Genomic DNA, 12160 nt, shown 5'->3' on the forward strand with positions numbered 1-12160 from the left:
CGCTGGACAGGTGGGACGACTACACCGCGGCGAAGGAGGAAATGTTCAGCGCCACCGACAGCGACATTTCTCCGTGGATCGTCGTCAAAAGCAACGACAAGAAGCGAGCCCGCATCAACGCCATGCGTCATGTCCTCGCCAAGACCGACTACGACGACAAGGACAGTGAGGTTGTGGGAGAGCCGGATCCGTTGATCGTGGGCCGCGCGTTGGCCGAGTGAGTGGCGTACCGCCGTCCCGGACTAGCGCGAAGCCGTTCCGGCAATCGATCGCGAGCTGACCTCTGCCGGGCGAAACGCCACCAGGAGCACCCCGGCGGCGAAAACCAGCGCGGTGAGCCACGGAAAGCGCCCTGCGGGGGCGAATCCCGCATAGGCGAAGAATGCCAGACCATACGCTGCCAGTGCGCTGCCCGCCAGCACGGCTGGCACCGCCCATTGATTCCTGAGCGGCGTACCGAACGCGGGGAGCGGGGCCGCGAAAAAGCTTCGCCGCCACCACATCAGCGCGAGCTCGGCCGCTGTCACGAGGCAGAGGATGAGCACCCATTCCAGTCGGGCCAGCCACCACGCCGTAGTTCCTTCCACCGGTTGGGGCAACAATCCGAATGGGTAGCCGACCAGCGTCACGATGATGACCGGCACCATGTGCCACAGGTAGAGGGCCATCACGTTGCTGTTCGCACTACGGAGCACGCGTTGCACGCGCCGGGGGCGCAACACGCGGTTGAGCAAGGGCCCTACCGCTATGGCCACCCCGGACTGCACGCAGGCGAAGGCCAGCATCGCCACCGTGGGTGGCGCCGAGTTGTCCACCTTTTGCCCGGGCACCCCGATCATGCTGACTGGATAGCGTGCCAGCCAGATGAGCAATGCCAGCGCGATCGCTGATCCCGTAGTAAGCAGCACGGCTCTGCGACCGGTTAACAGCCTTTCACGCCAAGCCATTCCGAGCTGATAGAGCATCGCCCAGCACAGCAGGTAGTTCAGCCACCCGAGGTAGGGGACATGCGCGCCGATTGAGACGGCGTCCACCACCGCGACCGCCGCCGTCAGCGATGCCGGCACCAACAGCCCCCAACGCCGTTGTGCCGCAATCGCAATGGGTGTCAACGCGACCAACAAAAGGTACACGGCGAGGAACCACAGGTGCATCCCCACCGCCCAACCTGCGTACTCCAGCGCGGCAGGCGCGACGCCGCAAATATCCACAACCGCCACCACCACCGAAACCAGCGTGACGTAAACCGCTGTCGGCCCGAGTACTCTGGCCAGTCGACGCCGAAGCCAAGCCTGCCGCGACATACCGCGGTGATGCCAATGCGTCCAAGACACCGCACTGGCGTAGCCGGCCACCAGAAAGAACACCGGGACCGCCTGGAAAAGCCATGTCAGCCATTGGGTCCAAGGCAGGTCGACAAGCGGGTTTTGCCGACCAAACCGCCCCTCGTCATAGGTCACGCATGCGGCCAGCCAGTGACCCAGCACGATCAGCAGCACGCCTGCTACCCGGTAAAAGTCGACGGCAAGGTCGCGGGCCGGTCGCGCGGTGTCGTTATCGTCCATCAGCGGGTCCCGATCGGCGGCTGTCGGTGTGGGATGAGCGGTTCGATTCAGCAAGAGACCAGTGCTTGCTTCTAGAGCTACCGGGCCCCTTGGAGTCTAAGCGCATATCAGGGTCCGAAAGCGCGTAGAGCGGGGAAGTGGTCTGCTCATGGCGATCCGCACCACATGGTCAGCGCGTCGCGCAATCCGGTAGCTGTGCCGTCTCCCACCCAGGCGACGTATCCGTCGGGCCGAATCAACACTGCAGCGGGAGCAGTGACCGCGCCGAGTACTGGAAGCTCCCAGGTGCCGACGAATTCGGCATCGATCAACTGAGCCCGGCTCGGCCATGGGCCGATATCGAACGCGTCAGGCTCACCGAAGTTGAGTAGCACCGGCCGCGCGTTGTGCAGCAAGGTGAACACCCGCGTCGGGCCGGTGTCGGTGACCACGTCAAGATCGGGCATGCGGCGCCCGAGCAGCGGATGCCCGTCACCGAGGTCGTAATGAATGTCCAGACCGGACATCATCGCGCCGAATCGTTTGCGCGGCCCGTCCATGCCGAGAAGCTCCGAGACAATCTCGCGCAAGGCCTTGGTGCGGTCGTCGTCAGGGCGGCGAAGAAGCGCCATTTGCGCCATCGCGTTGCGCAGCACGCGGGCAGCGACCGGGTGCCGTTCGGCATGGTAGGTATCGAGAAGGCTGTCCGGCGATATCCGGTTGACTACTTGCGCCAGCTTCCATCCCAGATTGACCGCATCCTGGACACCGGTGTTGAGGCCTTGTCCGCCCACCGGATGATGTACATGGGCCGCGTCGCCGGCCAGAAGGACCCGCCGGTCGCGATAGGTCGCGGCCTGCCGCGCCGCATCGGTGAACCGGGAAACCCAGGCAGGACTGTGGATTCCGTAGTCGGTTCCGTATACGGCGGTGAGCGCCTCGCTGAGATCCCGCAATGTGGGTTCGCCGCTGGACTCGATATGCTGCTCGGTCACCATGACGCGGACCAGGCCACCTTCCGATGTTGAGAGGGCGTGGACGCCGAGGGCGTCGTGGCGGATGCCCCACTCCGGCTCTTTGCCTGTCTCGAAGGCCATTTCGACCTCGGCGAGCAGGTAGCTGGTCGCCGGATCCCACCCCGGAAACTCGATGCCGGCTGCTTTACGGACTCGACTGCGGCCACCGTCGCATCCAATGAGATATTCCGCCCGCAGAACGTGGCCGTTGGATGGCTCGACGTCGACACCAGTGTCGTCCTGGGCGATACCCGTCACCTCACGACCGCGATAGATCGGCACGGCCAACTCGACGACCCAGTCCGCCAGTATGCGCTCAATCTCGTTCTGCCACAGCGCAAGCCCGTAGGGGTGCCGGGTGGGAAAGTCGCTGATGTCCAGACGAATCTGGGAGAACCCCGCGACCTGGGCGATCTGTCCCTGCGAGATGAACCGCTCCGCGATTCCGCGTTGGTCGAGAACTTCGATGGTGCGTGAATGCAGGCCCCCGGCGCGCGTGCCAATCAGGTCTTGGTTTTCGCGCCGCTCGATAATGGCAACATCGACACCTGCCAACGCCAACTCACCTGCCAACATCAGCCCTGTCGGGCCTCCGCCGGCAATCAGGACAGCATGGTCGGTTCCGACCTCGCGCGACTTGTCAGGCACAAATGTGCGGCGCACTTCGACCCCCCTCTACTGAGATTTAGCTCTGGGCAGCGATTTTGCGGCACGACCCCGGCCTTGCCGCAAGCCCCCCAGTCCGCTATATGTTGAAGGTGAGGGGAGTGTTCAGTCATAAGGACTCCGAATCGGTGAGCGCGCGTGCCCAGATGCTGATCACCGCCGCGGCCTTGGCGCGCCTCATCGAAGCTGGCACTGCGCTGACGATCCTTGATGTGCGTTGGCGGCTCGACGAACCCGATGGGCATGCGGCCTACTTGCAGGGTCATCTACCCGGGGCGGTGTATGTATCGCTGGAGGAGGAACTCAGCGATCACACGATCACCGGGCGAGGACGACATCCGCTGCCTTCCGGGCGTCGCCTCGAGGTGGCCGCACGTCGATGGGGCGTCCGCCACGATGTGCCGGTTGTCGTGTATGACGATTGGAATCGGGTCGGCTCGTCACGGGCATGGTGGGTGCTGACCGCGGCTGGGTTGGCAGATGTGCGCATTTTGGACGGCGGCCTGGCGGCGTGGCGGTCTGCCGGTGGCGCTGTCCATACTGGACCTGTCACTCCGCAGCCTGGGAATGTCACTGTGGGGCATAGTGATTTGTATGCAGGAGCCCTGCCGACGTTGACTGCGCACCAGGCAGGCTCAGGCGACGTGATTCTGCTCGATGCACGGGCACCTGAGCGATTTCGCGGCGACGTCGAGCCTGTCGACCCGGTTGCCGGTCACATTCCCAAGGCGCAGAATCTTCCGAGTACTTCCGTCCTGGCCAACGATGGAACGTTTCTGACGGATAACCTGCTGTCACAGCGGTTTTCGGAACACGGCGTCGAGCCTGGTCGTCGGCTGGGTGTCTACTGCGGATCAGGCGTCAGTGCGACCGTTACCGTCGCCGCGCTCGCCGCGGTGGGTGTTCAGGCAGCGCTGTTCCCGGGCTCATGGTCGGAGTGGATTTCCGACCCGGACCGCGCGGTAGCCCGCGGCGACGAATAGGGTCACCGCGGAAACGACTTCGCCAACCCTCTGATCGCGGCGTCTGCCGCCCGCTCGATCGCCAGCTTGGAACCTCGAGCAAGGCGGACCAGGCGGGGCACCGCGACCGGGTGGCTGATCAAGTAGCGGGCGACGGCCAAGTAGTTCACCCTGCCGTCCGGGTAGCACAGGCCGATAATTTCGGCGTTCACGCTTCCGTCGATGGCCCGGTCGCTGATCGCACGGACCACCGACCAAGGTACGCCGCGCTCGTCGCACACCTTCGCGATTGCCGCTGTCTCCATGTCAAGCGAGATGACGCCGCGCGCCCGCAGCCTGGCGTGGACCGCCGGGTCGACAAGCACCTTATCGGTCGTCCATAGCGCTCCATGGGCGTCGCCGAGGGGCAGCGGCTTCGGCCGGTACTGCGACCCGTCGGCCCCATTGACCACCCGGTCAGGCAACACCAGCGTCCCGATCGGAGTCTCGTCGTCGAGAGCACCGGTAATGCCAACGATAATCAGCCACTCGACGTCGACCGCGTCTAGCAGTCGCACGGTCGCAGCATGCGCGCGCGCCGTTCCGATTCCGCCGACCGACGCGATCACTGCGCGGCCATCAATTTCTCCGACGTAACCGAGATCGCTCTTTCGGAGCCGGAGTCGCCGTCGCAGCGGACGCAGCTCCATGGGCATTGGGCAGATGAACGCGATCACAATCCGTTGCTTAAATGGCTTGGCGGGTCTTGGGCAGCCGTGGATGTCGGCTGACCTTGGTGAGCAGTGCTGTAAGCGTCGACACCGGTTCGTCGCCGAGGCGACTGACTGTGTCAACGATCGCGTCGCGTAGATCGTCGTCGGCGTATTGCTCAGCGAGCCAATGGAATTTCTCTACCGTGCGAGACCACGTCAGTGGTCGGGTTGCTGCGCCCTCGTAGTCTATTTGCTCGCGAGTCAAGCTAGACCCGTCGCGGAGCATCACGCTGACCCGCGCAGGTGTCTTCTGAGGGTAGGCCGAGGTCATCGCCGGGCTGGGCCTTACTGCGACCCTGCGCAGCAGTTCTTGAACGTCGGCTCGTCGGATCCGCTCGGTCCGCAGTTGCTCGGGTCCGACTTGTTTATCGATGAACGCTGCTGCGAGTAGGTACTTGAGGTTGTAGTCGGCCTGCTCCTTGGTCTGCGGGGCGTCCTTCATGCCAAAGCTTCCTCCGCCGGCGATGTCGTAGGCGGTCTGAAAGGTTTCCAGTTCAATCTGCTCGATGCCGCGGTAATCGATGCGGTGTTCTTCCGCCAGCCTGAGTGCGGTTTCGATTGGCGCCTGCCCATGGATCAGCGCGCAGTACTTCTTCAAATGGGTTTCGCGGACGACTGCCAGCGTCGGGTCGTTGAGCCGAAGGTGGATGTGTTGGTCGAAGAGCAGCTCAAGCCCGTTGGGTCCCTCGACGATTCCTCGTGGGCCGGTGATGCCCCGCTGAGCCAGCGCGGTGGTGTAGACGGCACGCTGCGCGCTGATGCCGGGCGATACGCCTTTCCAGTTCGACACCGGCTCTGAGTGGACCGCCGACAGTGAGACGTTGTCAGCAACTGCGATAGCCATCGCGTTCGCGGTTTGTTCGGCGCTGAGCCGCATAAGCTTGGCGGACCCAGCAGCGACCGAAATAGCAAGCTGCAATGCATGATTTATGCCGTGCGCCATGACCGGCACGGACGCCGAGAAGCGGCACTGCACCTCGTAGGCAACCGCCAGAGCGAGCAGGAACTCGGCGCCGGTCGCACCCACGCTTTCGGCCACTGCCAGTAGCGCGCCGAAGTTGTCCGCCGGATGGCACAGCCCGCCGGGTGTCAGGTAGGTGTCCAGCTGATCGACGTATCGGACCGCGACCGAGTTGAACAACGTGGCCTGCGCGACACTGGTTTGCCCACCCCCGATCATCGATGCCGAGGGCGCCGACGCGGTGGCCTCGATCTGATCGCGTATCGCACGAAGCACATCACCATCGAGCGCGGCGATCGCGCAGGCCAGGCTGTCAAGAATGTTGCGCCGCATCAATGTTGGGACGTCGTCAGGCATGTCGGCGGGACTAGCGGCCAAGACAAACTGGGCCAGGTCGTCGACTACATATCTGTCTGCGGTCACGGGCGTGGTGTCGATACCTCATCGTAAAGCTGTCGATTCGGTCACGCGGGGAGCTCGGCAGGACAAGCATGGGTGGTGCCTCGCGAGAGACCGCGGATTCTCCATAGTTTCGTTGTCGCGCGACGCTCGAGTTGCGGGCACGACCGCGGCCATCCAGGCCGTCCACACACTGAGAAAGGCTTTAGACCCATGAAAATCACCGTGATTGGGGCTACCGGACTGATCGGCACCCAGGTGGTGGCGCTCTTGAACGATGCCGGACATCAGACCGTCGCCGCCTCGCGTCGTTCCGGCGCCGATGTGCTGACCGGCGAGGGTCTTGCGGAGGCACTCTCCGGTGCCGACGTGCTCGTCGACGTCACTAATTCGCCGTCGTTCGACGACGACCCCGTGATGGAGTTCTTCACCACGGCGACGAGGAACCTGGTCCAGGCGGCCAAGGCCGAGGGTGTAGGCCATTACGTTGCGCTGTCCATCGTGGGTTGCGACGGCCTGCCCGAAAGCGGTTACATGCGCGCCAAAGTCGTTCAGGAGCGGACCATCGCCGAGTCGGGGCTGCCGTACACGATCGTTCGCGCCACGCAGTTTCATGAGTTCGCTGAGGCGATCACGGCGTCGATTAAGGTCGCCGGCGAGGTTCGCGCACCCGATGCGCTAATCCAGCCGATCGCAGCTGCAGAGGTGGCCGCCCAGGTGGCCCGCACCGCCCAAGCCAACCCCGTCAACGGGATCGTCAATATCGGCGGCCCCGATAAGCTCCGCTTCGCCGACATGGCGCGGGCGGTGCTGGCACGCAACGACGACACCACCCCGGTCATCGTTGACCCGTCGGCCACCTACTTCGGCACACCGCTCGAGGAATCCAGCCTCGTCACCGGCGAGGCCGCGGTGTTGGGCAGCATCCGCTTCGCCGACTGGCTTTCATCCCAATGATGACAAAGTAGTGCCCTCAAACCGGCTACGGCTCGTCAGCGCGGCTGAGCATTATCGGCCGGCCAGTGCCTTCGCGGGGTCCGGCGCCGCATGCCCGCGCGCGAGGTGGTCGGCGCGCTTAAGAAGAGTGGGCAGCCGATGCAGGCCATGCATGCCGCGGATAAACTCGGCCGCCTCATGCGTGTTCATTCCGGCCGCAGTGACCAACAACGGCCGGCTGCTGTCCCCGCGCAGCAGGGGGACCGCGCTGCCTTCCGCGAAGCCGGTCTTCGCTACACCGATGACCGCCTTTCGCCCGAGCGCTTCGTGCAGTCGCGCACCAAGACCGGGTTGACCCTCTCGCAGCCAGACATGACCATCGATGACCACCACCTCAACGGGATGGTGCCGTTCCACCAAGGTGACCACCTCGAGGAGGAAGGACAGTTCTCGCTTGTAGAACGCCCCCGGTTCGTATGGGGCCGGCGTCGCCGCGGCGCGGCATACGCATTCCAGCATCGAGCTGGGGTCCGACCAGTCGGCAAAGCCCACGGCAGCCGTGACGACTACGGGCATCCCATACTGAACATCCACGGCAACGAGCATCCTGACAGCAAGACTGCTGCATCTCAACGGGATTCGCAATCCTCGCCGGACTGCGCACGAGCCCGACCTGCGTCGGGAGCAAATGCGAGCCGATGCCTTGAGGTCAGAACCGCCATCGTGTTGCGCCGCCCGGTCCGACCGTGGCCAGAGCGGTGGCGCAGCGGGGCGTCAGACGGTACACGAACCAAGGTGGCGGCCCGGCCGACGGCGCACTGAATTCGGCGGTGATCGCTCGGCCGGTGTCGTCGACGCGTGCCGGCCAGCCTTCTGCCGACCAGCGCGCCGCCATCGCTGCAACAACTGCCGGGTCGGTAACCCGCTGGCCGGTGCCTTCCATAACCAGATCGAATTCGTCAGTGGCAACGCTCAACGCGCATCGCGGATCACGCGCGAGATTCCTTGCCTTGCGCGTCTGCTCGCCGGTCTCGAACCAGAATGAGCCATCCACCCATAGAGCGCCGATGCCCGTGACGTGCGGGCTGCCATCCGAATTGATTGTCGTCAGCCAACAGGTGTGCCGGTTCGGCCCTCCGGAACCCGGCGCTTGACTGATGCCCTTGTCCAAGCGGCTCTGAACGTCCACCCAGTCCATGAGGGGCAAACTGTAGAGGTCAGCGAGGTTCTTAGCGTTCATGACATGTCCGACCGCCGGCAGCCTGAAAACTCATCGCGTTGACCGGCGTCCGTCGTGCGGGTGACTTCTGGCCCGCCGTCAATCATTTCCTGCCCGAGTCCGCTGTACTGTTCCGTTCGATCCACTGGGTAAGTGCATCCTCGAGCGCGGTCGCGACATCCATACCGGCGCCGTCCGCGGCCTGCTCGAACCGCTCGACCAAGTCCGTCGGCACGGACGCACTTAGCTTGGAGCGCGCCGGTTTTGGCTTGGGCGGACGGGCGACAGGCGCGTGCCGGGCGGCCGTGGCTTCCATCGTTTCGCGCAGTGCGGGTATCTCGTCAAGCAACCGGGCGAGATCATCGCGCTCAATACGCAGCACCTCGGCCGGCCCCATCGTCGTTACCGTCGCAGAACGCAATTTCCCACGGCGCAGCGCAGATTCCCCGATCACCTCGCCGGGCCCCAATACGGCAATGCGGTCCTCGCCGACGTACACCCCTACCTCACCGCTGAGCAGGATGTAGCATTCGTCCGACGGAGTCTGCTCATGAATCAGCGGCCATGGCTTCGACCGCGAAGTGTGATGTGCTGCTCGGACGAGACGCTCGAGTTCGTCATCAGAGAACTTGTCGAATGCGCTGAATTCACGTAGCCGACGGGCGTCTTTCCCGATTTCCTGCGCCCCTGAGTTCATATCGGGCTCCTGCTGCGCGATGAGACTCTGACATCGAGGAGCCTAACGCGCAGCGTGTTCAGCGAGTTGGGGAATCAGCCGGCGACCGATCGCTCGAGGGACTCCAGCGACGCCGCGAGATAGTCCTCGGAGAACAAGGGCATCCTGCCGACCCGGTCACGGAAATCCTGCGGTGTGGCGCTCCAGTCATAGGTCAGAGTGACGTCGGTGCGGTCCCCGTTCGGAGCCAGGTCGTAGCGCCAGGACCAACCGCCGGCAGCGTGATTGCCCGCGTCGTCGAGCACACCGGGCAGCCACCCGATGGCACGATCCTTGTCAAACACATTGACCAGGTTGTAGGTGACGTAGTCGCCACCGGCCTGGGTGAGGTACATGTTCATCGCGAAGATTTGTCCGGTGCCGGTGATCGGTGCAGTGTCAACTGCATCGCGCACCCAGTCGCTGGGCTCGGTGTTGTGATGGCGCGAGGGATCGGCCAGGACGGCGAAAATCGCTTCCGGGCTGGCGGCGATCGTGCGGGTGACAACGTAACGCTCGGTGTCGACGGTCATGCGTTGTCCCCGGGTCCGTACGCGCGGGCGATGTCCGGTGAATCCGGCCATCCGGAGTACGTCGGCCCCGACGGCCAGCCCGGAGGCGAGTCCTGCCACTCCTCCTGCCGACCCCACGGCAGGATGTCGACCAGCCCGAACGTGTAGCTGAGCTGTTCGGTGCCTCGTCCGTTCGTATGCCACGTGCGGTAAACAGTGTCGCCGTCGCGCAGAAACACGTTAACCGCGAAGCCCCCGCCGGGCGGTGCATCCATGTCGGCGCCGAACGAACTCTCCGATGACGAGTACCACTCCATCCGGTTACCGACCTTGCGCTTGTAGGCGAGTGCCTCGTCAATCGGTCCGTTGGTGACGATGACGAAGCGCGCGTCGTAGTTGGCGAGGAACTCCAGTCGGGTGAACTGCGAGGTGAACCCCGTACATCCGGAGCACTGCCAGTCCGCGCCATCTGTCCACATGTGGTGGTAGGCGATGAGCTGCGAGCGCCCGCCGAACACATCGACCAGGCGGATCGGCCCGTCGGCGCCGATCAGGGTGTAGTCGGGCAATTTAACCATCGGCAGACGGCGCCGCTGAGCGGCGATCGAATCCAGTTCGCGGGTCGCGGCCTTCTCCCGCTTGCGCAGTTCGTCGAGCGCGGCGCGCCAGGTTTGGTCGTCGACGATTGGCGGCAGGGCATTGGACATGGGATCCACCTCCGTTATCGAGTTGTCCAGTCTCATAGGTATGACTGGTGGCGTGCCCCGTATTCATCGGTGCCGCGACGCTTACTCGGACCTATCCCGCCCCTGCGTTCGCCGGCTACTACCGATGGAATTATCTACTACTACACGACTGCTGGTGACGTGCTGTTGTCCATCGGTTACGTGGAGACTGCACCGATCCCCGTCAGCGACTATTTGGCGGGCCACCCGCGGTGAAGCCTGCGGTTCAGCGGATCCCGCGCATGGCGAAGGGTACGGGCAACCGACGAAGGCGTCAGCGTCCTCGCCAGTCGGGCTTGCGCTTCTCGCGCCACGCCCGAACCCCTTCGACCGCGTCCTCGGTAGCCCCGGCCACCTTGCGCATGGTCTCACCGAAGCGGACAGACTCAATCCAGCCCATATCCGCCGTTCGCCAAGCCACCTCCTTGGTTGCCCGCTGGGCGAGGGGCGCGGCTTGGGTGAGCGTTCGGGCCCATTCGCGAGCGTCCGCCTGCAGTTCGTCGGGCTTGGCCAGCTTCCACACCAGACCGATTTCCTTCGCGCGCTCGGCGCTCATCGGCTTCCCGGTCAGCAGCAACTCCATGGCATTGGCCCAACCGACACGCTGGGGGAGCCGAATGGCCCCCACGATGGTCGGCACCCCGATCGACACCTCCGGAAAGCAGAACACCGCCTCGCTGCTGGCGATGACGAAGTCGCAGAACAGCAGACCGGTCAGCCCGTAGCCGATACACGGACCGTGCACAGCCGCGATTGTCGGCTTGAACAGCTCCATCCCGCTTTCGAACGAATTGATCGTCGGCTTTTCCCAAAAGGTGCCGCCGAAGGTGCCGACCGCCCCTTCGCTGTCATTCAGGTCCGCCCCGGCGCAGAAGACGCTGCCGTTGGCCGTCAAGATCGCGACCCAGGCGTCCTCCTCGTCGCGGAACCGGTCCCAAGCGGCGTTCAGCTCGCGGCGCAGGGCGCCGTTGATGGCGTTGCGAGCCTCCGGACGGTTAAGGGTGATGGTGGCGATGTGGTCTTCGAGGTCATAGGTGACGAGACTCATGGCTGCACCATAGTCACCGCCGATTCGCTCATCCCTCATTGAGACAGGAGTCGCGTCGACAGTTCGCACCCGCGCGGCCGCCTCAGGAGATCGGCGCGGCAGGTGCTCCTGCAGCGAAAACCATTGCTACGCAAGAGATGTCAATATCCGATATTCTGTCGGTAGAAGGGGCAATGATGGACGACACCCGAGTCGCGCTGATAACCGGAGGGACCTCCGGGCTCGGCAGGGCAGTCGCGCTCGCGCTCGCCGAGCGCGGCATGCACGTGCTCGTGCACGGTCGTGATCCGGATCGGGCTCGGGACGTGGCCGGGGAAATACAGGCAGCCGGGGGCAACGTCGACACCTATCTCGCGGATCTTGACTCGTTGCAGCAAACACGTGTCCTAGCCGAACGCGTCAGCTCCGATCACGCGGCGATCCACCTGCTGCTCAACAACGCGGGACTAGGTCCGGGCCGACCCCCCTATCGCAAGCGCAGCCTGAGCGCAGATGGCTACGAGCTACGGTTCGCAGTCAATTACCTCGCCGCCGCACTCCTGGCTCGCCGTCTGCTTCCCGGCCTCAATAGCGGTGCGCCTGCGCGGATCGTCAACGTCGCATCGGCAGGGCAAGCACCGATTGACTTCGCGGACCTGCGGATGGAACACCACTACACAGGCACGAAGGCCTACTACCGCAGCAAGTTCGCGTTAGTCGCGTTCA

13 protein-coding genes and 1 pseudogene are annotated in these 12160 nt (G+C 64.3%); 4 read left to right on the forward strand and 10 right to left on the reverse strand.

Annotation, left to right across the window (positions count from 1 at the left end):
• Window positions 1-221 (forward strand): annotated as a pseudogene (locus tag VFA16_RS11005) (polyphosphate kinase 2); the annotation flags it as partial.
• Between the two features lie 21 nt (window positions 222-242).
• On the opposite strand, the gene VFA16_RS11010 reads toward VFA16_RS11005, so the two are convergent.
• Both VFA16_RS11010 and VFA16_RS11015 read right to left on the reverse strand, forming a co-directional pair.
• Window positions 243-1565: an acyltransferase gene (locus VFA16_RS11010; RefSeq protein WP_324967837.1), complete on the reverse strand. Its 1323-nt coding sequence runs from the start codon at window positions 1563-1565 to the stop codon at window positions 243-245.
• A gap of 146 nt (window positions 1566-1711) precedes the next feature.
• Window positions 1712-3223, reverse strand: coding sequence for an FAD-dependent monooxygenase (locus tag VFA16_RS11015; protein ID WP_324967838.1), 1512 nt, complete (start codon window positions 3221-3223; stop codon window positions 1712-1714).
• Window positions 3224-3354: 131 nt separating this feature from the next.
• Here VFA16_RS11015 and VFA16_RS11020 point away from each other — a divergent pair, with 131 nt between their 5' ends.
• Window positions 3355-4209, forward strand: a complete 855-nt coding sequence (locus VFA16_RS11020; protein WP_324967849.1) for a sulfurtransferase — start codon at window positions 3355-3357, stop codon at window positions 4207-4209.
• 2 nt (window positions 4210-4211) lie between these two features.
• Here the strand turns inward: VFA16_RS11020 and VFA16_RS11025 are convergent, their stop codons facing one another.
• Window positions 4212-4904: a hypothetical protein gene (locus VFA16_RS11025; RefSeq protein WP_324967839.1), complete on the reverse strand. Its 693-nt coding sequence runs from the start codon at window positions 4902-4904 to the stop codon at window positions 4212-4214.
• Window positions 4905-4914: 10 nt separating this feature from the next.
• Window positions 4915-6324 carry an MmgE/PrpD family protein gene (locus VFA16_RS11030; RefSeq protein ID WP_324967840.1) on the reverse strand — a complete coding sequence of 470 codons (1410 nt, stop codon included), beginning with the start codon at window positions 6322-6324 and terminating at the stop codon, window positions 4915-4917.
• 189 nt (window positions 6325-6513) lie between these two features.
• Between VFA16_RS11030 and VFA16_RS11035 the strand changes: the two genes are divergently transcribed.
• Complete coding sequence (locus VFA16_RS11035) at window positions 6514-7257, forward strand: SDR family oxidoreductase (protein WP_324967841.1); 744 nt, start codon at window positions 6514-6516, stop codon at window positions 7255-7257.
• 51 nt (window positions 7258-7308) lie between these two features.
• On the opposite strand, the gene VFA16_RS11040 is transcribed toward VFA16_RS11035, so the two are convergent.
• From VFA16_RS11040 to VFA16_RS11070, 6 genes are all read right to left on the reverse strand, one after another.
• Window positions 7309-7842, reverse strand: a complete 534-nt coding sequence (locus VFA16_RS11040; RefSeq protein WP_324967842.1) for an endonuclease V — start codon at window positions 7840-7842, stop codon at window positions 7309-7311.
• 103 nt (window positions 7843-7945) lie between these two features.
• Complete coding sequence (locus VFA16_RS11045; RefSeq protein WP_324967843.1) at window positions 7946-8434, reverse strand: pyridoxamine 5'-phosphate oxidase family protein; 489 nt, start codon at window positions 8432-8434, stop codon at window positions 7946-7948.
• A 124-nt stretch (window positions 8435-8558) separates the two neighbouring features.
• Entirely contained in the window at window positions 8559-9152 is a 594-nt protein-coding gene (locus tag VFA16_RS11050; protein WP_324967844.1) for a cyclic nucleotide-binding domain-containing protein, read from the reverse strand.
• A 74-nt stretch (window positions 9153-9226) separates the two neighbouring features.
• Window positions 9227-9703, reverse strand: coding sequence for an SRPBCC family protein (locus VFA16_RS11055; protein WP_324967845.1), 477 nt, complete (start codon window positions 9701-9703; stop codon window positions 9227-9229).
• Window positions 9700-10389: a DUF899 domain-containing protein gene (locus VFA16_RS11060; RefSeq protein ID WP_324967846.1), complete on the reverse strand. Its 690-nt coding sequence runs from the start codon at window positions 10387-10389 to the stop codon at window positions 9700-9702. The genes VFA16_RS11055 and VFA16_RS11060 overlap by 4 nt, the downstream gene beginning before the upstream one ends.
• A gap of 292 nt (window positions 10390-10681) precedes the next feature.
• A complete protein-coding gene (locus tag VFA16_RS11070) occupies window positions 10682-11455 on the reverse strand; it encodes an enoyl-CoA hydratase/isomerase family protein (RefSeq protein ID WP_324967847.1) in 774 nt (257 codons plus the stop codon).
• 176 nt (window positions 11456-11631) lie between these two features.
• Here VFA16_RS11070 and VFA16_RS11075 point away from each other — a divergent pair.
• Window positions 11632-12160 (forward strand): SDR family NAD(P)-dependent oxidoreductase (locus VFA16_RS11075; protein WP_324967848.1); only part of this gene is annotated, 529 nt, incomplete at its 3' end.

Source organism: Mycobacterium sp., from assembly GCF_035653355.1.
Lineage (GTDB): Bacteria > Actinomycetota > Actinomycetes > Mycobacteriales > Mycobacteriaceae > Mycobacterium.